Source organism: Halobellus ordinarius (assembly GCF_031823395.1).
Classification (GTDB): Archaea; Halobacteriota; Halobacteria; order Halobacteriales; family Haloferacaceae; genus Haloquadratum; species Haloquadratum ordinarius.
This window is the reverse complement of sequence record NZ_JAVQKJ010000008.1, coordinates 271,920-298,494: the sequence shown is the minus strand read 5'-3', so window position 1 is coordinate 298,494 and position 26,575 is coordinate 271,920. Positions and strand designations below refer to the sequence as shown.

General features: G+C 64.8%; 21 protein-coding genes and 1 pseudogene. 8 read left to right on the top strand and 14 right to left on the bottom strand.

Annotation, left to right across the window (positions count from 1 at the left end; genetic code table 11):
* From RJT48_RS13940 to RJT48_RS13925, 4 genes and pseudogenes are all read right to left on the bottom strand, one after another.
* Positions 1–185: pseudogene (locus RJT48_RS13940) on the bottom strand (serine hydroxymethyltransferase); the annotation flags it as partial.
* A gap of 125 nt (positions 186–310) precedes the next feature.
* On the bottom strand, positions 311–1,165 hold the full coding sequence (locus tag RJT48_RS13935; RefSeq protein WP_311172935.1) for a methylenetetrahydrofolate reductase: 855 nt from the start codon (positions 1,163–1,165) through the stop codon (positions 311–313).
* Between the two features lie 154 nt (positions 1,166–1,319).
* Complete coding sequence (locus tag RJT48_RS13930) at positions 1,320–2,771, bottom strand: DUF8073 domain-containing protein (RefSeq protein WP_311172934.1); 1,452 nt, start codon at positions 2,769–2,771, stop codon at positions 1,320–1,322.
* Between the two features lie 165 nt (positions 2,772–2,936).
* A complete protein-coding gene (locus RJT48_RS13925; RefSeq protein WP_311172933.1) occupies positions 2,937–3,890 on the bottom strand; it encodes a succinylglutamate desuccinylase/aspartoacylase family protein in 954 nt (317 codons plus the stop codon).
* A gap of 110 nt (positions 3,891–4,000) precedes the next feature.
* On the opposite strand from RJT48_RS13925, the gene RJT48_RS13920 reads away from it, so the two are divergent.
* Both RJT48_RS13920 and ilvA read left to right on the top strand, forming a co-directional pair.
* Positions 4,001–4,735: a creatininase family protein gene (locus RJT48_RS13920; protein ID WP_311172932.1), complete on the top strand. Its 735-nt coding sequence runs from the start codon at positions 4,001–4,003 to the stop codon at positions 4,733–4,735.
* A gap of 385 nt (positions 4,736–5,120) precedes the next feature.
* Entirely contained in the window at positions 5,121–6,383 is a 1,263-nt protein-coding gene (ilvA, locus tag RJT48_RS13915) for a threonine ammonia-lyase (RefSeq protein WP_311172931.1), read from the top strand.
* 70 nt (positions 6,384–6,453) lie between these two features.
* On the opposite strand, the gene RJT48_RS13910 is transcribed toward ilvA, so the two are convergent.
* From RJT48_RS13910 to RJT48_RS13895, 4 genes are all read right to left on the bottom strand, one after another.
* Positions 6,454–7,425 (bottom strand): electron transfer flavoprotein subunit alpha/FixB family protein, encoded by a 972-nt coding sequence (locus RJT48_RS13910; protein WP_311172930.1) that lies wholly within the window; start codon positions 7,423–7,425, stop codon positions 6,454–6,456.
* A complete protein-coding gene (locus RJT48_RS13905; protein WP_311172929.1) occupies positions 7,426–8,181 on the bottom strand; it encodes an electron transfer flavoprotein subunit beta/FixA family protein in 756 nt (251 codons plus the stop codon).
* Positions 8,182–8,183: 2 nt separating this feature from the next.
* Complete coding sequence (locus RJT48_RS13900) at positions 8,184–10,718, bottom strand: GcvT family protein (RefSeq protein ID WP_311172928.1); 2,535 nt, start codon at positions 10,716–10,718, stop codon at positions 8,184–8,186.
* 308 nt (positions 10,719–11,026) lie between these two features.
* Positions 11,027–11,161, bottom strand: a complete 135-nt coding sequence (locus tag RJT48_RS13895; RefSeq protein WP_311172927.1) for a hypothetical protein — start codon at positions 11,159–11,161, stop codon at positions 11,027–11,029.
* Between the two features lie 233 nt (positions 11,162–11,394).
* Between RJT48_RS13895 and RJT48_RS13890 the strand changes: the two genes are divergently transcribed.
* Both RJT48_RS13890 and RJT48_RS13885 read left to right on the top strand, forming a co-directional pair.
* Positions 11,395–13,578, top strand: a complete 2,184-nt coding sequence (locus tag RJT48_RS13890; RefSeq protein WP_311172926.1) for a heterodisulfide reductase-related iron-sulfur binding cluster — start codon at positions 11,395–11,397, stop codon at positions 13,576–13,578.
* Positions 13,579–13,753: 175 nt separating this feature from the next.
* The gene (locus RJT48_RS13885) at positions 13,754–14,197 is read left to right on the top strand and encodes a universal stress protein (protein ID WP_311172925.1); all 444 of its coding nucleotides are present in this window, start codon (positions 13,754–13,756) and stop codon (positions 14,195–14,197) included.
* A 31-nt stretch (positions 14,198–14,228) separates the two neighbouring features.
* Here RJT48_RS13885 and RJT48_RS13880 read toward each other — a convergent pair whose 3' ends face one another.
* The gene (locus RJT48_RS13880; RefSeq protein WP_311172924.1) at positions 14,229–14,390 is read right to left on the bottom strand and encodes a hypothetical protein; all 162 of its coding nucleotides are present in this window, start codon (positions 14,388–14,390) and stop codon (positions 14,229–14,231) included.
* Between the two features lie 545 nt (positions 14,391–14,935).
* On the opposite strand from RJT48_RS13880, the gene RJT48_RS13875 reads away from it, so the two are divergent.
* On the top strand, positions 14,936–16,705 hold the full coding sequence (locus tag RJT48_RS13875; RefSeq protein ID WP_311172923.1) for a BCCT family transporter: 1,770 nt from the start codon (positions 14,936–14,938) through the stop codon (positions 16,703–16,705).
* 346 nt (positions 16,706–17,051) lie between these two features.
* Here the strand turns inward: RJT48_RS13875 and RJT48_RS13870 are convergent, their stop codons facing one another.
* Both RJT48_RS13870 and RJT48_RS13865 read right to left on the bottom strand, forming a co-directional pair.
* On the bottom strand, positions 17,052–17,270 hold the full coding sequence (locus RJT48_RS13870; protein ID WP_311172922.1) for a hypothetical protein: 219 nt from the start codon (positions 17,268–17,270) through the stop codon (positions 17,052–17,054).
* A gap of 46 nt (positions 17,271–17,316) precedes the next feature.
* The gene (locus RJT48_RS13865) at positions 17,317–17,883 is read right to left on the bottom strand and encodes a hypothetical protein (RefSeq protein ID WP_311172921.1); all 567 of its coding nucleotides are present in this window, start codon (positions 17,881–17,883) and stop codon (positions 17,317–17,319) included.
* A 99-nt stretch (positions 17,884–17,982) separates the two neighbouring features.
* On the opposite strand from RJT48_RS13865, the gene RJT48_RS13860 reads away from it, so the two are divergent.
* Positions 17,983–18,402 carry a hypothetical protein gene (locus RJT48_RS13860; RefSeq protein WP_311172920.1) on the top strand — a complete coding sequence of 140 codons (420 nt, stop codon included), beginning with the start codon at positions 17,983–17,985 and terminating at the stop codon, positions 18,400–18,402.
* A gap of 91 nt (positions 18,403–18,493) precedes the next feature.
* Here the strand turns inward: RJT48_RS13860 and folP are convergent, their stop codons facing one another.
* Positions 18,494–20,992: a dihydropteroate synthase gene (folP, locus tag RJT48_RS13855; RefSeq protein ID WP_311172919.1), complete on the bottom strand. Its 2,499-nt coding sequence runs from the start codon at positions 20,990–20,992 to the stop codon at positions 18,494–18,496.
* A 358-nt stretch (positions 20,993–21,350) separates the two neighbouring features.
* On the opposite strand from folP, the gene RJT48_RS13850 reads away from it, so the two are divergent.
* Positions 21,351–23,075 (top strand): formate--tetrahydrofolate ligase, encoded by a 1,725-nt coding sequence (locus RJT48_RS13850; RefSeq protein ID WP_311172918.1) that lies wholly within the window; start codon positions 21,351–21,353, stop codon positions 23,073–23,075.
* A 21-nt stretch (positions 23,076–23,096) separates the two neighbouring features.
* On the opposite strand, the gene RJT48_RS13845 is transcribed toward RJT48_RS13850, so the two are convergent.
* Positions 23,097–23,297, bottom strand: a complete 201-nt coding sequence (locus RJT48_RS13845; protein WP_311172917.1) for a hypothetical protein — start codon at positions 23,295–23,297, stop codon at positions 23,097–23,099.
* A gap of 48 nt (positions 23,298–23,345) precedes the next feature.
* Positions 23,346–23,906, bottom strand: a complete 561-nt coding sequence (locus tag RJT48_RS13840) for a hypothetical protein (RefSeq protein ID WP_311172916.1) — start codon at positions 23,904–23,906, stop codon at positions 23,346–23,348.
* Between the two features lie 516 nt (positions 23,907–24,422).
* On the opposite strand from RJT48_RS13840, the gene fdhF reads away from it, so the two are divergent.
* Positions 24,423–26,546 carry a formate dehydrogenase subunit alpha gene (gene fdhF, locus RJT48_RS13835; protein ID WP_311172915.1) on the top strand — a complete coding sequence of 708 codons (2,124 nt, stop codon included), beginning with the start codon at positions 24,423–24,425 and terminating at the stop codon, positions 26,544–26,546.
* The last annotated feature ends 29 nt before the right edge of the window (positions 26,547–26,575 follow it).

The following is a 26,575-nucleotide window of genomic DNA, read 5'->3' as shown; positions in this document are numbered from 1 at the left end:
TACCGCTCGCCCGGGTACCCTTCGGCGTACTTGTTCGTCAGCGCACTCCCCTGGGCTTCTAAGACCGCCTCGCTGGCGTGATTCTCGCTGGCAATCATCGCCAGCGTCTCGTTCTGTCGCCGCCGCTCACCGTCGAGTGCATCGGCGACGGCCGGATCGACCGCCGCGAGTCGCTCGCCTGTCATACAGGCGTAGGTGGGGCTGAAACCGGATAATTCCCCGTTTTCGGCACAAAATGACAATTGAAAATCAGAATGTGTCGGCGGCGACCTGCGAACTCGGGGTCCCCGGATCGGACCAGAGCCCCAGATCAGCTGAGTCGGTTCTGCCGCCAGCGTTCGAGATCGTCCGTCTGATTGAAGGTGTAGACGTGAATGCCGCGGATCTTGTAGGTGTCGTCGTCGACGTACGGCGCCAGGCCGTCGATCAGATCGTCCGGTTTGTATCGCCCTCGCGACCCGACCAGTTCCTTGACGAACCCGAAGATACCCGTGGTTTTCCGGAGGAACTTCACCGAGTCGCCGACGCCGACCTTCCGGGAGATCTTCAGCAGTTTCTGGTAGTTCATCACGCCGGGAATCCCGATTTCGACGGGGAGATCGATGCCGCGCTCGCGGAGACCTTCGATCCACGCCAGGATCGTCTCGGGGTCGTAACACAGCTGGGTGACGATGTACGTCGCGTACGGTGCCTTCTTGTCCATCGCCTCGGCGAGGGTCTCCTCTGAGAGGAAGTCGTGTCCCTCGGGATAGCCCGTGATGCCGACTTCCTCGAACTCGTACTCGAGGTCGTCGAGGGCGACGAGTAGATCGTACGCGGACTCGAACTCGCCGACAGGCTCTTCTTTGTCGCCACCGGGCACGAAGATGTCGGTGACGCCCGCTTCGGTGAGACGTCGGGCGATCTCTTCGAGCTGTTCGGGGCCCTCGATGTAGCGGGCGGCGATGTGCGGAATGACCTCGTAGCCGGCCGCGGCCGCTTCTTCAGTGCGCTCGATCGTCCGCTCGATGCCCAGTTTCGGGGACGTCGTGATCGCGATGCTCGCGCCGTCGGGTAACTGGTCGATCTCGTCGTCGAAGCTGTCGAACGGCATCAGCTCGAATCGCGCCGCCGTCAGAAGGTACTCTGCACCGTCGCTGGCTGCGGTTTGCGTGCCCAGTGACATCCTTACTGGTCGAAGGGAGGGGACACACTTCTGTCTGTGGGTACAACGAATAACCATTTTAAGTATAGTGCCGTTTGCAAGTCTTCACATACTCGATCGTACGTTGTCGTGCGATCGGATGGGTAATGAGTTGCAAACGCTGCTATAACATCTCTCAGGCGCTGTCCGGAGCACACTGTCGGATCCGCGCCGCCACGGTGTCGTAGGAGACCTGTCGCTCCGGATCGTCGGAGACGCGGCGAAGCACGAGATCGAGGATGTTGAGTTGCTGCAGGAGGTGACGGGTCCGTGTCCCGGAGAGGCCGAGTTGTCGTTGCACCTCGTAGACAGTCCTGGCGTCGACGACAGCGTCGGCGACGTCCCGAAGCGTGAGCGATTCGGGGAGACCGATCCCGTCGGCGAGGAGCTGTTCGTCGGGAAGCGGATCGGATCCCTGAGCCGAGCCGGGAGTCGATTCCTCCGGATCTGGTTCGGGTGTCGTCTCGCTCGGATCTGGTTCGGGTGGCGTCTCGCTCGGATCTGGTTCGGGTGGCGTCTCGCTCGAATCTGGTTCGGGTGTCGACTCGTCCGATACCGCTTCGGTCATCGACTCGTCCGGATCGGTTCCGGCTGTCGACGCACCGGTTGTCGTGTCTGCGAGCCCCTCGTCCGATTCGCTCGCCTGCACGTCCGGCGCAGCGCCGTCGGTGACGTCGCCGTCCGACGATCGGTCCGACTCGTCGGTCTCGTAGGACGTCGGCGTGTGCACGCCGGCTTCGATGGTGTACCGACGGACGGTCTCCGCGGAGACGTCCATCACGATCCGGTCGCTCATCTCCGCGAACGTTTCGCAGGTCTCGTAGAGTCGTCGGAGGTACGCGGTGTCCTCGTACGGCGGAACCGACTCGTCGCGGACGTCTTCGAGGCTCGAATCGGAGCCAGTCGCGTCCGCGGAATCCTGCCGGCCGGGTCCGGAAGCAGCGAGTGAGGAGACGGCGGTTTCGCTGCCGTCGGTTGCGCCCGGCGACGATTCAGCCGCTGTGATGGATGACAGCGACGACGAGGCGGCCGACGACGACTGTCCCGCCGCCGAGACCGAATCAGCCGAAGGTGATCCGATGGGGTCCGACGACTCAACTGCGCGGGAGTGGCTCGTCGGCTCGTCCAGGGACGCGGCCTCGCCGCTGTCCACCTGAGAACTGGCTGTCGCTTCACGTTCCGGATTCGTGTCCGAGGGCTGTTCCGCCGCGGCTGCTTGTTGGGCTGCTGCAGTTTCGCCGATCACGATGTCGAGCGTCACGAGCAGGTCGTCACCCTCGATCGCAGCGCCAGTCTGGCTGACGTCGACCGACAGCCCGTCGGGGGAGCGATCGGCGATCGTCTCGACGAACGTCGGCCGGCGGTACGTCAGGCTGAGACCGTCCTCAGTTAGCGTGGCCGACTGCGGCGCAAACCCCACATCCTCGGAAACGGGGAGCGGAACCCCAACCTCGACCGTGGCGCACAGAGACCCCGCAGCCGCCTCCTCGGTGGACGCTTCTGTCCGGTTGACGGACCGTCCGTCGGCGTCGAGTTCTTCGAGCACCCGGGAGAGCGCAGCGAACGGAGAATGAGTCTGTGGCGCCATCTCACTGATAACACGCATCACACTGTAATCTGTTAACGATGGGTGCGGAATACTGAGGGCTTTCAAGTGATCAGGCTGCTGATCAGACGCGTTTGAAGCGGGCGAACGAGAGCACCACCAGTCGTGGCTCTTACAGATCGTGTTGTGAGACTTCAGCACTCCGTATCAGACGTCGGTCGCGATGCTCGCGAGCCGTTCGCCCGCGACGACGACGCCCCCGTGGCCCACGGAGTAGACAACGCCGTCCACGGTGGCTGTCACCGTCTCCAGGCGCTCGAACGACATCGGATCGAACACCGCGCCGAGTTCCTGCTCGGCTTCGACCTCGTCGCCGACGCCGAGATCGGATCGTAGCTCGAACAGCCCCGACGTGTCGGCAGTGACCCGGGGAGCGTCGTCCCGGAGCAGTTGTTGTTCGGGCGGGGACTCCGGGGCTGCCGGAAGCGATCCGAGTTCCCGGAGCACGTTCCGGACGCCCTCGACGCCGGTGTCGACAGCGGGTTGTCGGACGGTCCGGCTGTTCGAGAGCTCCGCGGTGATCGCCGGCACGCCCGCTCGAGCCGCTGCGAGCCGAAATTTGCCGGAGAAATCGTCGCCGTCGATCGAGTCCGAGTCCGCCAGCAGGACCTCGGTGCCGAACGCCGACGCCAGAGCACGGGCGTCGTCGTCATCGGCACGGAAGCGGACGTGTTCGAGCATCTCCGGCATCCCGGTGTGGAGATCCACTGCGGCGTCAGCGGCCTCGACAAGCGGCCACAGGCTCGCGACGAGTCGCTCCTGGAAGCTTCCCCCCTCGTCGCCCGGCCAGATGCGGTTGAAGTTGGCGTTCAGCGCGTCGTAGGCCTCGGGCGTGAGATACGAGCGGTGGTCGAACGCGAGCGGATTGGCCACCGGCACGACGACGACAGTGCCCGCGAGGTCGGCGTCACGCAGGTGTCCGTGCAGCCGACGGAGCGCCGCGGGGCCGTTGAGTTCGATGCCGTGCTGGGCCGCCTGCACGAACACCGTCGGGCCGTCGCCGCCCGCGTACCGGTGGACAGTCACGGAGACGTCGCGCCCGGACGGGAGGTGTCCGAGGCGACGCTCGGTCGTCGTGTGCGTGGCCGGTTCGTAGTTCATACTGGGAGAGAGTCACGCCGTCGCAAAAAGGACCCGTACAGCGGACAGGGACAGTGGGGACCGACCGGGCGGTCCGCATTTTTATGGGACCGCTCGGCGAGGGATGGCGTATGGAGTTGACTGCAGAGACGTGGACCGACGCGGCGGCGTCGGATGCGGAGGTCGCGCTTCTCCCCGTGGGGAGCACCGAACAGCACGGCCCACACGCGCCGCTCGGAACGGACACACTCAACGCCGAAGCCGTCGCCGAGGCCGCCGCCGACCGCTACGACGACCCTGTCGTCGTCGCCCCAGCGATTCCGGTCGGGATCGCCGAGGAGCACCGCCGCTTTGCCGGCACGCTGTGGACCTCCGAGTCGACCCTCAGGTCGTACGTCCGCGACGTCGTCGGCAGCCTGGCGTCCCACGGCTGGGACCGCGTCGTCGTCGTCAACGGTCACGGCGGCAACATCGCGGCGCTGCGGGAGGTGACCGCACGCATCGTCCGCCACGACGACGCCTACGCCGTCCCGTTCACGTGGTTCGACGAAGTAGGCGAACACACCTCGGAGATGGGCCACGCGGGACCGCTCGAAACCGCGTTGCTCCGCCACGCGAACCCCGAAACGGTCCACGAGGACCGTCTCGACGAGGCGGCCGAGGGCGGCAGCGACCGCTGGGGCGACTGGCAGGGTCGCGTCAACCTCGCGGTCGACTCCGACGAGTTCACCGAGAACGGCGTCGTGGGGGACCCGCGAGATTCGAGCGAGGAGCTCGGCGCGGAACTGCTCGAACTGTCGGCGGGCGCCCTCTGTGACCTCCTCGACGCGGTTCAGGAGCGCGATCCGGCGCCGCGCGGGGAGTGAGCGATGCCCGCCGTGGATCGATCGAAGGGAGTCGGGTCCCGGCGGCGACGCAACATCTTTCGACTTCTTGTCACGCTGTGGTTCGTAGTGACGCTCTCTTCTCTCATATCGGTGTCGGCGTCGAGTGAAAAACGCCGAAAACCGGGAGATATGGATGCTTGGAAGGCATCTAACGTTCTCTCTGGGACAGTCCACCGTTGTCTTTATGCCCGTCACCGGTGCATCGGAAGACGAACATAACCGGGCGCCGACCGCTCGTGTATGCGGTGATCGCCGGCCGAGCGCGCGACCGGTTGATTGTCGGTGTCGACCCCGAACGGCCACGACAGCGGGTTCCGTCTGCCGACTCTTCCGGCGCCATCACCGACCCCACCGACTCATTACGATGACAGCCACAGACCACGGATCCGAGACCGACGAACTGCCAGTGCAATACGTCGACATCGAGCGGGCGCGCGAGCGTCTCGACGACGACACCGTCGTCAAGCAGACGCCGGTCGAGCGCAGCACGTCGCTCGGAGCGCTCGTCGACGCGGAGGTCCACCTCAAGATGGAGCACCTCCAGTGGACGGGATCGTTCAAGACCCGCGGTGCGTACAACAAGATCAGCCAGGACGTCGCCGACGGCGTCACGGAGTTCGTCGCCGCGAGCGCCGGCAACCACGCCCAGGGCGTTGCGCTCGCGGCGACGCGGTGCGGCGCGAACTCGACGATCTATATGCCCGAGGACGCGCCGCAGACGAAAGTCGACGCCACCCGGAGCTACGGGGCCACAGTCGAGTTGGTCGGCAAGGACTTCCAGGAGACGATGTCCCACGCCAAGGCCGCCGTCGAGGAGATGGCGGACGCCGAGTTCGTCCACGCCTACGACGACACCGACATCATCGCCGGGCAGGGCACGCTCGGCTCGGAGATGTACCACGACTGCCCCGACGCCGACACGGTAATCGTTCCGATCGGTGGCGGCGGGCTGATCAGCGGCGTCTCGACGGCGATGAAGCATCTCTCGCCGGAGACGCGGATCGTCGGCGTGCAGGCGACGGGCGCCGAGACGGTCCACGAGAGCCTCGACAAGGGAATTCCCGTCACGCTCGACGAGGTTGACACCATCGCCGACGGGATCGCGACCGGCGGCATCTCCGAGACGACGCTGTCGATCATCCGGGCCAACGTCGACGAGGTGGTGACTGTCTCCGATACCGAGATCGCACAGGCGATCCTCTTCCTGATGGAGCGGGCAAAGCAGGTCGTCGAGGGCGCGGGCGCGGCCTCGGTCGCGGCGCTTCTGAGCGACGACCTCGACGTCTCGGGGGAGATCGTGATGCCGCTTCTCTGCGGCGGCAACCTCGACATGACGCAACTGCAGACCGTCCTGGTCCACGCGCTGACCCAGCGAAAGCAGCGCATCCGCCTCCAGGTGCGGATCGACGACCGCCCCGGGAAGATGGAGGACCTCTCCGGCATCATCGCCGAGCAGGAGGCGAACATCCACAACGTCAGACACGACCGATCGGTCGAAGACCTCGAGGTCGGCGAGGCGTACCTCGTCTTCACCGTCGAAACCAGCGGCGCCGAACACGCCGGCGGGATCGTCGACGCGATCGAAGCAGCCGGCTACAGCGTCGAGGACGTGACGCGCGGGTCGTAGGGCTGTCAGCGCCCCCCTTTTTGCGTCCGAAAAAATTGCTTCGCGGGAAGCCGCAGTTTCGGCGCTGGCCTCAGTCGGCGAGCCCGCGGTTCTGCAGTTCCTCGGTGACTTCCGGAATGGTCTCGTGCAGGTCGGCGACGACGGCCCAGTCGGCCTTCTGGATGATCGCCGCTTCCGGATCGGTGTTCACCGCGAGGATGTTTTCGGCGCCCTTGCAGCCGACCATATGCTGGACGGCGCCGCTGATCCCGGCGGCGATGTAGATCTCGGGGGCGATCTTGTTGCCCGTCTGCCCGATCTGGTCGTCGTGGGGCCGCCAGCCCTCGTTGACCGCGGCGCGGGAGGAGCCGACCGCGGCGTTGGGGATCTGTTCGGCGAGTTCCTCCAGCGCGGAGTAGTCGCCGTCGGTCCCGCGACCGCCGCCGATGACGACGCGGGCCTCCCCGAGCGGGACGCCCTCGATGTCGGACTCCTCGACGCGGGAGAGTTGCACGCGCAGGTCGCCGTCCTCGAGGTCGGGCGAGAACGCGCTCACGTCGGCGGCGCCGTCGCCGCTTTCGGTCGGCGAGATCTCGTTGGCCGCGACCGTCAGGAGGTTGGTGTCGGCGGTAAGTTCGGCGTGCTCGATGAGCGTGCCACCCCACCGCTGTCGGGTGATGCCGTACGTGTCGCCGACGTCGACGTCGGTGACCTCCGCAGCCATCGTCTCGTCGAGTTTCGCCGCGGCGTGTGAGAGCGTCTCCGCACCGCGGTCCGTCCCGGGCGCGATGACTGCCTCGGTGTCGGCCGCCTCGGCACACTGGACGACTGCCCGGGCGTACGCCTCGGGCGCGTAGTCGTCGAGGTCGCTGTCGTCGACGACGTTGAGAACCGCGGCGCCGTAGGCGCCGACCTGTTCGGCGATGCCTTCGGCTTCCGGGCCGAACGCGATCGCTTCGAGCGATTCGCCGGTGTCGTCGGCGACGTCGCGCGCGAGCGTCAGCGCCTGCAGCGAGACGTCGTCGACTTCGCCGTTGTCGTGTTCGACGAGTGTGAGTACCATCTAGACCACCTCCAGGTCTTCGAGAACGTCGACGACGTTCTCGGCCGCCTCCGGACTCTCGCCGAGGATCTCGGCGGGGCTGTCGTCGGTCTCCGGCACTTCGAGTTCGACCAGTTCGAGGCCGCCCGCTTCCTTCGCTGGCTCGATGTGCTCGACGGAGGCCTTCCGCGCCTGCATCTTCGCACGCATCGACGGGTAGCGCGGCTCGTTGAGGCCTTCTTTGACCGTCACGACCGCCGGCAGGTCGAGTTCGTACACCTCGGAGCCGCCGGGGATCTCGCGTTCGGCGACGACCGAGCCGTCCTCGACCTCCAGCTCCTTGATCCCGGTGACGCAGGGGAGATCGAGTTGCTCTGCGACGTGGACGCCGACCTGGTGGTTCGCGGCGTCGGCGGACTCGTTCCCGAACAGCAAGAGGTCGTAGTCGGTGTCGCCCTCGTCGATCGCGGTCGCGATGGCGTTTGCCGTCGCGGCGGGGTCCCACTCGTCGTCGTCTGTTTCCAGGAGGACGCCCTCGTCGGCGCCCATCGCGATGCCCGACCGGAGCTGTTCGGTCGCGTCCTCGCTGCCGAGCGTCAGGAGGGTCGCGTTGCCGTCGTTCTCCTCGACGAGCTGGACGCTCTCCTCGATGGCACACTCCTCGTGCGGGCTGATGGTGAAGCCAAGCGAGGTGGTGTCGATGGACAGGTTGTCGTCCGTCAGCACGACTTTCGAGCCCGTTTCCGGGACGCGCTTGATGGCTGTGAGTATCTCCATGATCAGTAGTTGTTCTTGAACAGCCGTTCGTTGTCCGGGTCGAAGACGCCGCCGTAGCCGGCGACTTCGACCTCGACGGGGTAGTGCTGGCCGAAGTACTCGACCTGCAGTTCCTGACCCTCGGTGGCGTACTCCTGCGGCAGGTAGCTGAGCAGGAGGTGCTTGCCGACCGACGGGCCGGTACCGGCGGAGGTCACGTAGGAGCGGCGACCCTCGTCGTCGACGAGGACGTTCCCGTCCCCATCGAGGATGGGTTCTCCGCCCGTCATGAAGCGGCGCTCGCCGCCGTCGGGCGCGTGGTCCGTCACGGACAGCGTACACAGCGTGGCGGAGTTCTCCTCGTCGATCGCCGCCGCGTAGGCGTCCTTGCCGACGAAGTCGGCGTCCTTGACGCCGTGGAGCGTCAGGCCGGCCTCGGCGGGGGTGTAGTCGATTTCGAGTTCCGCGCCCATCAGCCGGTAGCCCTTCTCCATCCGGCCGGTCTCGCCGTAGACGCCGGTGCCGACCGGGCGGATGTCGTAGTTCTGGCCGGCCTCGTGGATGGTGTCCCAGAGGCGCTGGCCCTTCTCCATCGGGGCGTAGATCTCCCAGCCGAACTCGCCGACGTAGGAGATGCGGAACGCCTTGGCGTTGACCGCGCCGATGGTGACGTCCTTCATCTCCGCGAAGTCGAAGCTGTCGGACGTCATCTCTTCTTCGGCGATGCCGTTCATCAGTTCCTCGGCGTCCGGTCCCCAGACACCCAGGGTGCACAGTTCAGAGGAGCGGCCGATGAGTTCGGCGTCGCCCTCGAGGTGGTTGCTGAACCACGTCTTGTCCTGGCCGGCGTGGGCGCCGCCAGTGATGACGCGGTAGTGGTTCTCGCCGAGTCGGGCGATCGTCAGGTCGGAGACGAAGCCGGCGTTCGGCGCCAGTACCGGCGTGTACACCGAGGAGTCGACGTCGAGATCCATCGGCGCCACGCAGATCCGCTCCATATTCTCGTAGGCGTCGCTGCCGACGATGTCGAAGATGCCGAAGCCGGTGTCGCCGATCATCCCGACGTTGTTCCGCAGATGCAGGTGCTCGCCGAGGATGATCTCGGACCACCAGCGGTTGTCCCACTCGTTGGGGCGCTTGAGGCCCTCGATCTCGTCTTCGTACTTCTCGACGAGGTCGGCGTTGGACTCGAACCAGCGCGGGCGCTCCCAGCCGCCGGCCTCGAAGAATTCCGCGTCGAGGTCCTTCTGTCGGTGATAAAAGCCACTCGTCCGGAGCGGCCGGACCGTCTGCCACTGCTCGCGCGGGTGGACGATGCCGTAGGTCTTCTGGAAGCCCTCGGCGCCGCGGGCCTTGACGAACTCCTGGTTCTCGCCGTACTCGTCGAAGCGGGCGACGTGGTCGTGGGCGACGATGTCGATGTCCGGGTGACCCTTCGTCATCCACTTCGAGAGTTCGCGGGCGATCGCGGGCGCCTCCTTGATCCAGATGGCCGCGCAAGACCAGAGGCCGTCGACCTCCGGAATCGGACCGAGAAGCGGATGGCCGTCGGGGGTGACCGACAGCAGGCCGTCGATGGAGTGACGGATACCGGCGTCCGGATCGTCGAGGACCTCCGGGATGATCTCTAAGGCGTGCTCCATCGACTGCTCGAAGGCGTCCTCGGTGAGCGGCGGCTGGGTCGGCGAGAGCGGCGACTCCTCGATCGAGGGGACGTCGTCGACGTCCCAGAGGATCGGCCGGTGCTCGTAGGACCCGACCTCGATGTCGTTGCCGTGCTGCCGCTCGTACATCTGGGTGTCCATGTCGCGGACGACGGGGTAGTTGATCTCGCCCTCGCCGTCCTCGAAGCGCTCGATCGGGCCGACAGAGACCATCTGGTGGACCGCCGGCGACAGCGGGATGTCGACACCCGCCATATCAGCGATCTTCGGGCTCCACAGCCCCGCGGCGATGATGACCTCGTCGGCGGAGACCGTGCCCTTGTCGGTCTCGACGGCGGTGATCTCGCCGTCCTCGACGTGGAGGTCCGTCACTTCCGTGTTCGGCGCGGTGCGGAGTGCGTCCCGATCCTTCGCCTCCTGGCGATACAGCTCGCCTGCGCGGAGCGGGTCACAGGTGCCGGCTCCCGGGCTGTAGAAGCCGCCCTTGATGATGTCCGTGTTGATGTACGGGACCAGTTCCTCGACCTCTTCCGGCGTGAGGAGTTCGGCCTCCTCGCCGAAGGATTTCCCGGAGACGACGCGCCGTTTGAGCTCCTCCATCCGCTCTTCGGTCCGGGCGACCTCGATCCCGCCGGATTCGTTGAAGGTGTCGAACTCCCGGTAGATGTCCCGGCTGTCGGACGTCAGCTGGGTCATGTCCTTGCTGTGGTCGACCGGGAAGATGAAGTTCGACGCGTGGCCGGTGGAGCCGCCGGGGTCCGAGAGCGGACCCTTGTCGATCAGGAGGATGTCGTCTCGGCCCCGCTTCGACAGTTCTCCCACGAGAGAACTGCCGACGATACCGGCGCCGATGATAACTGTACCTGCGTTCGATGGGAAGTCGTTCGTGCTCATCGATTGCTAACCTCGTGTTTGATTTCGCTCGTCAGATGACGGTCGGTTCTCCGCTGGTCGGAGTGTGCTACGTCCACATATCTACTACTAAGGCCTAGCCCCATATGATCTTACGGTTACGGTGACTCCCCTAACAAACTGCCCCTGTACTATAGAACGTCATTTTATGCGGCCCGGCCGGCCGCGAATTCCTCGCGGGGATCACCGAGAACGCGCCATCTCGTCGGCCGGCGGAACGCCGGCTCACGACCTTGCGCGAAGCCGTCTCCGCTCCCACGACCGTGCCGGATCGCGGCGGAGTGGGTTCGCTACAGTGCCAAAAAGAGCAGGAACGGGAGGACGAAAAGCAGCACGAACATCCCCAGTAGCCCGAGGCCGTAACTCAACAACGTCGCGATGCTCGTGGTCCACGCGGGATGATCAAGTTGGGCGGGGAGATTCATCGATTACAGGTTGCAGCGAATCAAACATAAGCGTGCGGGACGGGGCGGCGACTCTCGGGAGCGCGTTCCACAACCTGTTGTGAGAACGATAGTACGTTCGCCGGAGACGGCGCGAATCCGCGTCTCGAATTCGAGACGGAGACACTCGGGGTCGCCCGTTTCCGGTTCGGGGCCGCCGTTCCGCTGTCGAACGTACCAACCTTTATGATGAGATTCGAGAATCTCTAGCCGTTATGGTTGCCGAAGGGGCGACGACCCGACCGACGTTCTGGCGTATCGGCCACCTCGGCGAGGTGGTCTTCTACCTCCTCGCCGTGGTGACGATTCTGATCTTCCTGTACGGCGCATACAAGCGGGTCGACCGCTACACCGCCGGGACGGAAGACTGGTTCGAGCGGCTCGATGACCTCCCGGGGCGGATCGTCTCGGCGACGCGGATCGTCCTCTCGAACCGGAAGCTCTTCGACCGCGACACGGGCGGCGGCGTGATGCACGCGTTCATTATGTGGGGCTTTCTGACGCTCCTGATCGGGACCACGATCCTCGCGATCGATATGGACATCTACCAGCCGATCACCGGGGCGCTGGGCACGGAGCAGTCCTTCTTCGTCGGCGACTTCTACCTCTCTTATTCCTTCGTGATGGACGCGATGGGACTGCTGTTCGTCGTCGGTGTCGGCGTCGCCCTCTACCGTCGCTACGCCGTCCGAAAGGAGCGTCTGTGGGGCAAACACACGAGTCTGGAAGACGACTTCTTCATCTGGGCGCTGTTCCTGCTCGGCGTCGGCGGCTACGTGACCGAGGGCATCCGCATCCTCGGGACCGGCTTCCCCTCCTTCGAGACCGTCAGCTTCGTGGGCTGGTTCCTCGCTGAGGTCTTCGCGGTCGCGGGGATGACCGAGTCGGCGGCGGCGGCGGTCTACCCGTTCGTCTGGTGGTCACACTCGCTTCTGGCCTTTGCGTTCATCGCGGCCATCCCCTTCGGGAAACCCTTCCACATGCTCTCGTCGTACGCCAACATCGTGGCCCGCGACGAGAAGGCCGGCAAACGCCTCCCCGGCGTGCCCGCCGATCTCGACGCCGACACGGGCGCCGAGACCATCGACGACTTCTCCTGGAAGGAGATCCTCGATCAGGACGCCTGCACCAAGTGCGGCCGCTGTTCGTCGGTCTGTCCGGCGAAGGAGTCCGGCCGCCCGCTCGATCCGCGGGACGTCATCCTCGATCTGAAGCAGTACCGCGAGGACCTCGACGCGGGCGAGACCGAAGCGGTCGACATCGTCGCCGACGGCGGCGAGAGCGTCGTCGACGCCGCGACGATGGAGTCGTGTATGTCCTGTATGGCGTGTATGGACGCCTGCCCGGTCGACATCGAGCACCTGAAGTCCTTCACCCGGATGAACCGACAGCTCACGGACCAGGGCGACGTGGACTCCAACGTCCAGGACGTGTTTGACAACATCATGGGGATGGGCAACACCTTCGGCGACCCGCCGGACGAGCGCGCCGCCTGGGCCGACGAACTGGACTTCGACGTCACCGACGCTCGCGAGACGGAGGTCGAGTACCTCTGGTACGTCGGCGATTATCCGAGCTACGACGAGCGGAACAAGAAGGTCGCGCGGTCGCTGGCGAAGATTCTCGAACACGCCGACGTCGAGTACGGTATCCTCTTCGAAGAGGAGAAGTACGACGGCAACGACATCCGCCGACTCGGCGAGGAGTTCCTCTACGTCGACCTCGCGGGGTACCACGTCGAGCGCTTCGAGGAGGTCGACCCCGAGAAGATCATCTGTACCGACCCCCACTCCTACAACACGTTCAAAAACGAGTACCCCGAGGTCAACTACGACGAGTTCGCCGACGAGCCGCTGATGCAGTTCGAGTTCGACGGCGAGTGGAACCAGGATGGAGAAGTCGACGTCCTCCACTGGACGCAGGCGATCGAGGAACTGGTCGACGACGGCGGTCTGGGCCTGCAGGGGAATGAACTCGACTACACGGTGACCTACCACGACCCCTGTCACCTCGGCCGGTACAACGACGAGTACGAGGCGCCGCGGGAACTCATCCGCGCGACGGGCGCGACGCTCGCGGAGATGCCGCGCAACCGCAGCAACTCCTTCTGTTGTGGCGGCGGTGGCGGCGGCCTCTGGATGGACATCGACGAGGAGTCGAAACCGAGCGAAGAACGGATGCGGGAGGCGCTCGAGGACACGCCGGCCGGCGACGCCGTAGAGAAGTTCGTCGTCGCCTGCCCGATGTGTATGACGATGTACGAGGACGGCCGCAAGACCGGCGGCTACGAGGACGACATCGAGATCGTCGACGTCGCGGAACTGCTCGTGGAGGCCATCGAGGCCGGCCCCGGCGTCGAGGCGAGCGGTTCGGGGCAGGCGGCCGGACAGGCGGACTGAGACGGACTGCCGCAACTTTACACGTCACGATCTTGAGGATCGGTTTCGAGAACACGGGGAGAACGCGGTCAGTGCGGCCGCCGACCTGTCGTTCGTACTGCTCCGGTGAACCGACACGAGCCCCGGTCTCGCGGAAAGTTATTTGTGAACGGGTCGTGACAGTACGTCCGGAGCGATGTACGAGGAGATACTCATCCCCTACGACGGGAGCGGCGAAGCCGAGAAAGGCGCGATGCACGGGATCGAACTGGCGGCGGCACTCGGCGCGAAGGTAACGGCGCTCTACGTGATCGACCTGCCGGGGGCACCGCGGGCGCTGGCCCTTCGCGACGACGAAGAAGAGATGCGGGAGCGATACCGGGAGTACGGCGAGGAGGTGCTGGACGAACTCTGTAAGATAGCCGCCGAACACGGCGTAGAGTGCTCGACCGCGTTCAGAACCGGCTCTGTGGCCGAAGAGGTCGCCGACTACGCCAACGACGAAGGGATGGACGCCATCGTGATGGGTTCGGCGTACCGCGGCGCTATCGGCTCGCTGTTGGGTGGAACCGCAGAGAAGGTGGTCAGGACCTCGCGAGTGCCGGTGATAACCCAGCGGATGAACGCCGACGATATCTGACCGCATTGGCGGCGAGTCGAGTGGCAGAGAGTCAGCGGCCCACCAAGTGGTTTTCGCGGTAGTAGATGACGATACTGGCACTCAGAAAACTCATTCCGGCCACAGTGTAGTCCCCAATCGTCATCTGGTAGAGCGCGAAGCCGAAAAGAGCCACGACGACCACGATAGCCCCGGTCGCGAGCAGATTTTCCATACACGAACAGTTGCGTCGGGCAGTATAAACGTACGGCCCGCTCGGTTACGGAAACTGCCGTGAGCGACTGGCCGATGTCCCGGAGAGCACTCGTTGTATATAGTAGCGTTTGCAAGTCTTCGCTTACCACGACCGCAAGACCGCGTACGATCGGATTCCAATCAGTTGTAAACGGCTACTACCGGTGTTTACGAAACCCAATTAGTTATATTCCTGTTACTTTGTGTAGGGAAGGGCTGGCATTTCTAGGTCCCGGTGACGATTTTCTACTTCCAGAAAACATCCGTATGAGTGGCTTAGTGGCGAATATTGCCCAACCTTTATTATAGTTCAACGACAGCAGAATTATGAGGTATAGTAGCATTCCACTCAGGAGTGAACAAACGACGGTGGGTAATTGTCGGATCACCCTACAGAAAAGCACAGCACGGCGGCATAGATAATCGGTGTTACGGTCGAAATAAAGACGAACTGGCAGGCGCGATTCGACACTCGTACAATGATAACGAATAACCAAACGAGACAAACAGAGACGGAGGTAAGATATGTCAGACAGTGATTCGACGGGAGAAATGTCCGACGGGCTACAGGTAGAGCTGTTCCATCCGGAATCCGACCGCGAACCCGGTGACACGAACATTGCGAAGTGGGGATTCGACGTTCATCCCGTGGTATTCCCAGTCGCGCTCGTGCTCATCGCGCTTTTCATCGCAGCAACAATCATCCTCGGTGATAGCGCGTCGGCCGCGTACACGTGGCTGTTCAACTTCATCGGGGAGAACTTCGGATGGTTCTACCTGCTCGCGGTGAACATCTTCATCGTGGTGTTGTTGTACTTCGCGTTCGGAAAGTTCGGAAATATCAAGATCGGCGGTGTCGAGGCCGAAAAGGAGTTCAGCGACTTCTCCTGGATGGCGATGCTTTTCAGCGCCGGAATGGGGATCGGCCTGATGTTCTTCAGCGTCCTCGAACCCGTCTTCTACTTCTCCAGCCCGCCTGGGTTCTGGGGAGTTGAAGCGGGAACCGGCGCCGCGGCCTCGGCGGCGATGGCCCAGACGTTCTTCCACTGGGGCTTCCACCCGTGGGCGGTCTACGGCCTCGTCGGCCTCGGACTGGCGTTCTTCTCGTTCAACCGCGGGCTACCGCTGACGTTCCGGTCGATCTTCTGGCCGCTCTTGGGTGACCGCATCTACGGGTGGCCGGGGCATCTGATCGACCTCGTGACCGTTTTCGCGACCCTGTTCGGCCTGGCGACGTCACTCGGCCTCGGTGTCGCCCAGGTGAACCGTGGACTCGCGTACGTCTCAACGGAGATCCTGGGCGTCCTTGGAAGCTTCCCGAACAACACGATCTCACAGATCGTCCTCATCGCCGGGATCACCGCCATCGCGACGATGTCGGTCGCGGCCGGTCTCGACGGTGGAGTCAAGCGCCTGAGCACGGTGAACCTCTATCTGATGTTCATCCTGCTCGGCTTCCTGCTCATCGTGGGCCCGACGATCTTCGTCCTCGGGACGTGGGTCGAAGGCCTCGGTGCGTACTTCGGCAGCGTCGTCGAACTCGGCTTCTTCCGTGGTGCGATGGGCGCCGGCGGTGGCACCGTGACCGCGTGGACCATCTTCTACTGGGGCTGGTGGATCGCGTGGTCGCCGTTCGTCGGGATGTTTATCGCGCGCATCTCGAAGGGACGGACGGTCCGCGAGTTCGTGCTCGGGGTCCTGTTCCTCCCGTCGCTGTTCTCGACGCTCTGGCTGTCGACCTTCGGCGGTAGTGCGCTCCAGAGCGCCGTCCAGACTGACAGTGCCGGCGCGGTCGTCGGCGCGTACAACGAACTTGGCTACGGCGCCTTCGAGACGCTCGGAATGTTCGTGATGTTAGAGCAGTACCCGCTCGGCGCCATCACGGCGTCGCTGGCGACGCTTCTCATCATCACGTTCTTCGTCACGTCCTCGGACTCGGGCTCGCTCGTCATCGACCACCTGACTTCGGGTGGCAAGCACGACGTCCCGAAGACCCAGCGCATCTTCTGGGCAATCACCGAGGGTGCAGTTGCGGCAGTGCTCCTGTACGGGGGCGGCCTCGGCGCGCTGCAGACGGCGGCCATCACGACCGGGCTCCCCTTCGCGGTGATCCTGTGTCTGATGTGTTACACCGTCTATCTGGGACTCGACAACGAGTACCAGATCCTCGAATCCCAGGAGTTCGCGGAGCGCATCCAGGATATGACCGCCGAAGGCGACGTGGACGTCGTGACGACTGGCGGCGATATGGTCACGGACGTACAGGGAGGTGACGACTCGGTCAGCAGCGACTGACGAAATTCACTCCGGTTTCGAGGAGAAGTCTTATCGCGGAGCCGGGACCGATTTCCCGAGTTCACGAGCGAGCGAACAACTGTGTGGCTCAGTATCTCGTGTTTTTCGTCCGGGCAGTATGGGAGTGTTTTGCAACTGTGTACCCACCCGCGCGCAGGACAGCGTGCGATCGTGCGAACGGGCAGCCGCTACGACAGTCGCCAGGTAGTCTTTCAGGGCTCCCGTGCGCCCCGAGAGGCGATATGGTGCAGCAGGTGTGGCCTGGTCCGCGATACGGCCCCAGAAGTACCGACGGAGACGAACGCAAAACGCCGTCGCTGTGTGGAGGTGGACCCCGCTTCGCCGATCAGTAGTAGTCCCACTCGTCGTCCGAGTCGCCGCGGACGACATCGTCGTCTTCGGTCTCCTCGTCGGGCCAGCGGACGCCGCCGCCACGGAGCTGTTTGTACGCGTACGTCGCCATCGCGAGTACGAAAAGCCCCAGTACGACCGTCCCGAGGATGCCGGCCAGCTGGGCGACAGATTCGAGCAACCCGCCGCCGAACGTCTGGAGCAATGACGCCATACCAGAGGCTACGTGGGCGACGAGAAAGAGTCTTACCCACGCCGAGCTATTCGCTCCGTTCGGTTTCGACCGTCCGCTCCCCGTGGATCCACTCTTGGGTTGTACCGCCGAGGCCCACAGCGGCGAGGACGAACCACACAAACAGCGCGGGCAAAAGCGGCAGCACGAGCCACGGAATCGCGCTGAGCCCGGCCCCGACGACCGCGCCGGGCCACGGCCGTCTCGCGCCCTCGATCTCCGTGAGGTACGAGCCGACCACGAGATATCCGAGCCCAGCGAGCGTGACGAGAGCGATACCGACGAGCGATGCCATCCCGGTGACGATCAGAGGGCCGCCGGCGCCAACGCGGGCAGCCTGCGAAAGAACGTAGCCGCCGACGAACGCCGAAAGCGCGAACGGGATCACTCCATAGAGGATCGCGAGTGGAGACCGCTCGATCGCCCGATCTGTTGCCCGTTCGACGAGCGACTCCCGACGAGCGAGAAGCCCCACCGCCGCAGCCAGAACCGTCAGAAACGAACCCACCGCGTAGTACGGACCTGGCATCCCAAGCAGCACCGACGGATCGCCGACCTGCGCGGTGACAACGGCGATCACGCCCTGAGTGAGCATATGTGGACGAGTCGGCGGAGCCACGGGAAAATCTGTCGACCGAGCAGCGACCGCACACACCGCCGCGTAATTTATACTTTACAGGGCCTTTGACCTCCTATGGAACGGCTGTTGCGGTCGTTGCTTGGTAGGACGAGACGCGTCGCAGCGGCGATCGCCAAGCCGCTCCAGCGGGGGGATGGACCGAACAAGTTCCGGCTGTCGGCGATGGACACCGCGACGACGACGTACGACGGCGACGAAGGATGGGCAAAGCGCCCGCCAGCGATCCTCGAGTGCCCGCGTTGCGGCGGCGACATTCCCCAACACCACTCCCGGGACGACATCGACTGCCCGCACTGCGTCGCCGAGTTCGACTATCAGGAGTTCCCGGACCTAGAGTTGAAACAGCTCACCTGTCCGGTCTGTCGCAGCGAGATGGTGCACGGACAGCGTCACCCGGAGTCGTTCGACCTCGTCGAGTGGGCGACCTGTAACGGCTGTCGGTACCACTGGGAGTTCAAGCACTCCTACTCCTGAACGATCCCGGCTCGGGGTCTCTGGCCGCTGAAGCCCGCGTCCGTCCTCTCCTCGCAGGAACCCGGAAGTGACCCGTATCCGAGGCGGCGCCTCAGTTCCCAGGATCCAACTGGCCGGTCGCAGCCCCGATGACCGCCACGTTCTCCGCCACGTCGTGGACGCGGACCACGTCGGCTCCCCGGTCGGCCGCGATGGCCGTCCCGGCGAGGGTCGGTGTGAGCCGGTCGTCGTCGGCGTCGTCGACGGCTGTGAACATCGATTTCCGGGAGTGACCGATGAGGACGGGACAGCCGAGCGCTTCGAGTTCGCCGAGACGGTCGATCAGCTCGAAGGATTCGCTCGCCGACTTGCCGAACCCGCAGCCGGGATCGATGACGATCTGTTCTCTGTCGATACCGGCCCGCTCGGCGCGAAGCAGCTGTTCGTTTAGTTCCGCCATCACGTCCTCGACCACGTCGTCGTACGTCGGGTTCCGATCGGGATCGACCGGGACCGAGAGGCTGTGCATCAAAACGAGCGACGCGTCGTGATCGGCGACGACGAAGGGCATCTCGGGGTCGGCCAGCCCGGAGACGTCGTTGACGATGTCGGCCCCCGCTTCGAGGGCAGCATCCGCCACGGCCGCCTTCCGCGTATCGATCGACACCGGCACGTCGAACGCCGAGAGCGCTTCGATCACCGGAACGACGCGGTCGATCTCCGTCTCGGTCGGGACCGGTTCAGCACCGGGGCGGGTGCTCTCGCCGCCGACGTCGATGATGTCGGCGCCCGCGTCGATCATCTCCTCGGCCCGGGAGACCGCCGCCTCGTGGGCCTCGTACTCGCCGCCGTCGTGGAAGCTGTCGGGGGTGACGTTGAGGATGCCCATCACCGCGGTGCCGTCGTCGGTGATCGGCTCGAGCCCCGCCGCGCGAGCGGGGTCGACGGGATCCAGCCGCCGTTCGAGCTGTGCCGCCAGCCGCCGCAGCCCCAGCCCCTCCGAGGCCAGGTCGTCGGCAAGCTCCCGGAACTGTGCCGTCGTGCCCCCAAGCACGGTTGCGACTAACTTCTCGGGGCTGCCGGTCGTAGAGCGCCGACACTGGCCGCCGAGATCCGTCAGCCGATCCGCGACCCGCTGCGCCTGGTCTGGCCGGAGATACGTCCGGAAGAGTCGGCGGTCGATCTCCTCTGCGGTGGTCGACTCCCGGTTCGGGGCGCCACCGGCAGCGGTGCCGGATCCGTCCATTCCGCCGATGGGGTCGTCGACGTCCGCTCGATCCTCGAACAGGGCGCCGACGAGGGAGTGCTCGGTGTGTGACGGGCGGGTTCGGGCCGTCGGCACGAGGAGCCGGGTCCAGCGGTCCCGGGCTTCCGCGACCGCATACAGCGATCCGGTGACCAGGACGAAGTCGTCGGGATCGGCCGCTTCGATCGCTCGCTCGGTCGCTTCTGGAACCGACGGAACCGCCTCGACAGTGTCGGCGTAGTCTTCGAGTGTGGCCGCGAGCGTGTCGGGGTCCTCCGCGCGATCGAGTTCCGGCCGAGTCGCGTACGCGGTCGCGATCCCCGGAAGTGAGTCGATCATCTCGTCGTAGGCCTTGTCCGACATCGCGGCGAAAACGAGATGCAGATCCTCGTAGTCGTAGCGGGCGAGCAGACCGGCGAGCGTCGCCGTCGCCCCGGGGTTGTGGGACCCGTCGAGAGCGATCATCGGCTCCGTCGACATAATCTCGAAGCGCCCCGGCCAGAGGACGGCTCTGAGCCCTTCGGCGATAGCTTCGGCCTCGACGGCGGCGACCTGTCGGGCGAGGGTGGCGGCGACGCCGGCGTTTGTGGCCTGGTGGGCGCCGAGCAGCGGGAGGTTCGTCTCGACCTCCCAGCCGGGGCCGACGATCGAGATCTCGTTTTCGACGGCGGAGCGCATTCCGGTCTCGACCGCGACGACGTCGGGATCGGAATCGGGCGGCCCGACCGAGATGGCGTCGGTCACCTCGCGAATGGCGTCGAGCGCCGCGCCGTCGGCGCCCGTGACCAGTGGAGCGTCCTGGGGAGCGACCTGTGCCTTGTCGCGTGCGATCTCTTCGATCGTATCGCCCAGAAGCTCAGTATGTTCCAGGCTGACGCTCGTGACGGCGCCGGCGACGGGGTCGACCGCGCTGGTGGCGTCGTACCGGCCGCCGATCCCGACCTCCAGGACCGCAACGTCGACGTCCTTCTCGCTGAAGTGGCGAAGCGCAACCGCGGTCAGCACCTCGAAGTGGGTCGGTTCGTCGTCGTCCTCCCGGAGACGGTCGATACACGGACCGATCTCTTTGGCGTACTCGGCGACCTTCGACTTCGGAACCGGCCGCCCGTCGACGCGTACCTGTTCACGAAAGTCGTTCAGGCTGGGCGAAGTAAAGAGGCCGACGCTCACGCCGGCACGCCGAAGCACGCTTTCGAGCATCCGCGCCGTCGATCCCTTGCCGTTGGATCCGGCGATCTGCACGCAGTCGACGTCGAGGTGCGGATCGCCGAAGTGCGAGAGCATCCGGGCTGTCGTCTCGATGCCGAGCTTCGGCCGGCGCCGCTGAAACGAAGTGAGATAGTCGGCGGCCTCGTGATACTCCATATCACGTATCGGCGGCGGTTGCCTGATTAACCTATCGGGGTGGGACGCGCGTAAGTATAACTTTTCGTACGTTTGATCGTGGGCCGGTGAATCGAGTATATCGGACAGTTGATTGCGGCAGTACGTCCGGGGGAACTCGGGTTCTCCAGTGCCAGACGAGACCAAAGTTCCCCCAAAACGATCTGATGTCGGCTATTATCCGGTTCTTGCCGTTTCAGAAACCTGTTGTGTCCACGGGTCCGGGTCCGACAAAATCGGATCTCTCTGGGAACTGCCACAGATCACGAAACACGTCTTCTCCGAGATGTTTCACTTTCTTCCGATACCCTTACGTGACCGCCGCGGGTCATCACAAGGTATGACGGAATCAGACGGGGACGGCGGGTTCCCCACAGATTACGAGATCGCAAAGGCGACCGACAAAGAGCCGATCCTCGACGTGCTCGAACCCTGGGGCATCGGGAACGACGACGTCGAACTCTACGGTGACTACAAGGCGAAACTGTCCAAGGAGGGCGTCGATCGTCTCCGCGACAACGCGGAGAACAAGGAGGGCAACCTCGTCCTCGTAACGGGAATGACACCCACGCCGATGGGGGAAGGCAAGACCGTCACGACGGTCGGCCTCGGACAGACGCTCAACCACGTCGGCGAGGACGCGATGATCGCGATCCGCGAACCGTCGCTCGGGCCGGTCTTCGGCGTCAAGGGCGGCGCGGCCGGCGGCGGCTACTCGCAGGTGCTCCCGATGGAGGACATCAACCTCCACTTCACGGGCGACCTCCACGCGCTGACCTCGGCGCACAACCTCATTTCGGCGATGCTGGACGCGAAGATCTCCCAGAGCGAGGAGTTCGACATCGACGTCAACGACGTCTCCTGGCCGCGCGCGATGGATATGAACGACCGCGCGCTCCGCGACATCGTCATCGGCCTCGGCGGGTCGAGCGGCGGCACGGCGCGTGAGGACCGCTTCCTGCTGACGGCCGCCTCCGAACTGATGGCGGTGCTCTGTCTCGCTGAGGACCTCGGCGACCTCAAGGAGCGCGTCTCGCGGATCATCCTCGCGTACAACAAAGAGGGCGACGTGATCACCGTCGACGACATCGACGCGACCGGTCCGGTCACGATGCTCCTGAAGGACGCGATCAAGCCGAACCTCGTCCAGACGATCGAGGGGACGCCCGCGTTCGTCCACGGCGGTCCGTTCGCGAACATCGCCCACGGGACGAACTCCCTGATCGCCGACAAGACGGCCTTCGGGATGGGCGATTACCTCGTCACCGAGGCCGGCTTCGGTTCGGACCTCGGCGCCGAGAAGTTCATGAACATCGTCTGCCGCCTCGGCGATATGACGCCGAACGCGGTCGTGCTCGTCTCGACCGTGCGCGCGCTGAAGTACCACGGGATGGGAATGTGGCCCGCCGACCTCGACGCCGTCAAGGAAGCCGGCGTCGACGAACTGGAAGCCGGCTTCGCGAACCTGGACAAACACGTCCGGAACCTCCAGAAGTTCGGCGTCCCGGTCGTCGTCGCGCTCAACCGCTTCCCGGACGACACCGACGAGGAGATCGAAACCGTCGTCGAGCACTGCCGCGAGGACCTCGGCGTCGAGATCGCCGAGTCGAACGTCTTCGCGGAGGGTAGCGAGGGCGGCGTCGACCTCGCCGAGCACGTCATCGAGGCCGTCGAGTCCGGCGACGAGGACGACTTCGACCACCTCTACCCCGACGAGGCGTCGATCAAAGAGAAGATCGAGACGGTCGCGACGGAGGTCTACGGCGCCGACGACGTCAACTACGTCGGCAGCGCCGAGGAGGACATCGAGCGCCTGGAGGACCTCGGCTTCGACGATATGCCGGTCTGTCTCTCGAAGACGTTCCACTCGCTGAGCGACGATCCCTCGAAGAAAGGCGCCCCGTCCGGGTGGGAACTCGACGTCCGCGAACTGTACCCCTCCGCGGGCGCGGGCTTCCTCGTCGCGCTGACGGGCGACGTGCTGGATATGCCGGGCCTGCCGGCGACGCCCGCCGCCGCCGGGATGGACATCGACGAGGACGGCAACATCAGCGGCCTGTTCTAGGCCGCGCGGTTGCAGGCGGTTTCAGCGAACTTTCGACGCGGCTTTTTTGCGGACGGATTGACCGAGCGCGTGCTCTCGTGAGTCGTGGACGCCGACAGCCAATCGGTCGATGACGCCGACAGCCAATCGGTCGATGACGCCGACAGCCAATCGGTCGATGGAGCCGACAGCCAATCGGTCGATGACGCCGTCAGACGGCCGGTCGATGACGCCGACAGCCAACCGGTCGATGATGCCGTCAGCCGGCCGGCCGATGACGCTGCCGACCGCTCACTGCTCGCTGCCGAGGACCCACACCGCGCGGTAGAGGTCCCAGAGGTCGCGATCGCACCGCTCGGCGACCGATCGGTACGCGTCGAGATACCGCTCGTAGTCGCTCACGTCCGGCGTCTCGGGGTAGGCCTCGTCGAGTTCGCCCGCCTCCCGCAGCACCGACCACTGGCGCTCGTCGAGGACGACGTAGTTGTCGGGATCGATGTACTGGCAGAACGCCGAGCCGACGGGCACGTCGACGCCCGCGAGATCTGTCAGACGCGAGAGTTTCTCCGCGGCGCCGTCTGCCGCGACGGCACCGGTGATGGCGTCGTGGACCTTCTCGTAGTCGTTTTCGTCGTAGGCGTCCTCGATCGCCCGTCGGTCGGCGTTGGGTATCGATCCCAGGAACCGACGGCCGTACCATTGGACGACCCACTCGGCGTCCCGCCAGCCGTAGTCGCCGCTGGCGAAGGTGTCCGGCAGTAACTCGATGTGCTCGGCTTCGGCGGTCGACAGCGGCTGGACCGAGGGATACTCGCGAACCTTCTCGTCGACGACGTCGGCGGTGAGTTCCATACGCGTGGTAGCCGCGCCAGGATCCTTATCCTGTCGACTGTGGGAGAATTTCGGGCGCCCGTCACCAGCCGCGAAGGTCGGAAAACTCCGTAGCTATTTCTCCATATTTCGCGGCTCTTAGCTCACAGCAGCAACAGTCCCAGAATCTGAACAGCTGTAGGTCGCGTATTTTCGCTGCTTCCAAACCAGCAGGTGAAACCGCTGCGGAGTTCAGCAGCAATCGCGCGCCGGCTCCCGTCCCGCCCCGTCGGGGGCGAGTTCCGCCGCGCGCGAACCGGAATCCCCGCCGCGCATCAAAAATCGTCCGCGATGTGACGGCTTTTGGAACGTCCCGTCGCCGCCTGTCAGCTATCGGCGGGACTGACAGTTCACTGTCCGTTTCAGTCCCGAATTCCGGGTAAAACGGCCATTTCAGGTGTTCGTCCGGGTATCTCGGCGATCGTGTGTGAGAAAGATTGATACGGATGGCAGGGCAGGATACAATCGAGATGAGCCATCACGCGGAGGGATCACGTTATGTCGAGTGACGAACAGGATCAGGAACCGGTCAAGACCATCTGCCCGTACTGTGGTGTCGGCTGTGGCATTCAGGTACAACCGGGCGAGGACCCGGGCGATATGCGGTTTATGCCCTGGGGCGACGCACCGGTCAACGAGGGCCGCGTCTGCATCAAAGGCGGAGCGGCGACACAGGTCGTCGACCACGAGGACCGACTCACGGATCCGCTGATCAAGGAAGACGGCGAGTTCCGCGAGGCCACCTGGGAGGAGGCCTACGAGCGGATCGTCTCGGAACTCGAGGAGGTCCGCGAGGAGCACGGCCCCGACGCGATGGGCTTTTTCGGCTCCTCGAAGACGATGAACGAGGAGAACTACCTCCTCCAGAAGCTCGCGCGCCGCTACGGCACCAACAACGTCGACAACTGTACGCGGATGTGCCACGCCTCGACGGTGTGGGCGCTGCGGACGAGCCTCGGCGCGGGCGCGATGACGAACAGTATGGAGGACCTCAAAAACGAGGCCGACCTCTTCTGGATTCAGGGCGCAAACCCCGCCGAGCAGCACCCCATCGCCAACAGTAACTACTTCCGGCAGGCAGTGCTCGATGGCGCGACCGTCATCCAGGTCGACCCCCACGCGAACAAGACCACGCGCTCGTTCGACATCGAGGAGACCGAGCGCCACCAGCACCTCCAGGTCGAACCCGGTGCCGACATCCCGCTCCTCAACGTCGTCCTGAAGACGATTCTCGAAAACGACTGGGTCGACGAGGAGTTCATCGAGAACCGGACCGAGGGCTTCGAGGACCTCAAGGAGACCCTCGAGGACTTCGACAAGGAGGCCGCCGCCGAGGAGGCCGGCGTCCCGCTCGAAGACATCGAACTCGCCGCAAAGAAATACGCCGAGGCCGACAACGCCGCCATCTTCACCGGGATGGGGATGAGCCAGCACACCTGCGGCGTCGACAACGTCCAAAACGAGATCAACCTCGCTTTGATCACGGGTAACGTCGGCCGCCCCGGCACGGGCGTCAACCCCCTGCGCGGCCAGAACAACGTCCAGGGGACAAGCGACGTCGGCGCGATGCCGAACGTCCTCCCGGGCTACCAGCTCGTCGACGACGACGAGGCACGCGAGAGCGTCGAGGACGTCTGGGGCTTCGAGATTCCGGACGAACCCGGCCTGACGAACGTCGAGATCACCTCGAATATCGGCGAGAAGATCCACGGGATGTACGTGATGGGGGAAAACCCCGTGATGTCCGAACCCGACGCCAACCACGTCGCCGAACTCTTAGAGGAGGTCGGCTTCATGGTGGTGCAGGACATCTTTATGACAGAAACCGCCGAGTACGCCGACGTCGTGCTGCCGGCGACGACGTGGGCCGAGCGCGGCGGCACCGTCACCAACACCGACCGCCGCGTCCAGCGGATGCGAGGAGTGCAGAAGGTTCACGAGAACACCAAACACGACCTCGAAATCCTCTCGGAGGTCGGCACCCGTCTCTTCGGCGAGGGCTTCGACTTCGACACCCCCGAGGAAGTCTTCGAGGAACTCCGTGAGGTCTGTCCGATCTACCACGGGATGTCCTACGACGCCCTCGGTGAGGAGGGCCTCCACTGGCCCTGCTACGAGTCGGGCGACGAGGGCGACCAGTTCCTCTACGAGGACAGCTTCGACACCGAGAGCGGCCTCGGCCAGATCGAGGGCGTCACCCACCAGCCGCCGAAGGAGACGCCGGACGACGAGTACCCGCTCATCCTGACGACCGCGCGACTGGAGGAACACTACAACACGGGGACGATGAGCCGCCGGTCCCCACGGCTCAACAAGCAGTACCCGGAGAACTTCGTCGACGTCCACCCCAACGACGCCGAGCGCTACGGCATCGAGGACGGCGAGAAGATCACGGTGAAATCACGGCGCGGCGAGATCACCGTCGAGGCCCACGTCACGGAGGACATCAAGGAGGGCGTCATCTGGACGACGCCGCACTTCGCGGCCGCCTCCGCCAACGCCCTCACGAACGCCGTCCTCGACGAGCGGGCGAAGATCCCCGAGTACAAGGCCGCCGCCGCCGAGATCGAGGTCGAGGTCCAGCCGTCCGACGCGGACCCGGAAGCGCCCGCGGACGACTGATCGGCCTCACACCCGCTATTCAGGCGCTG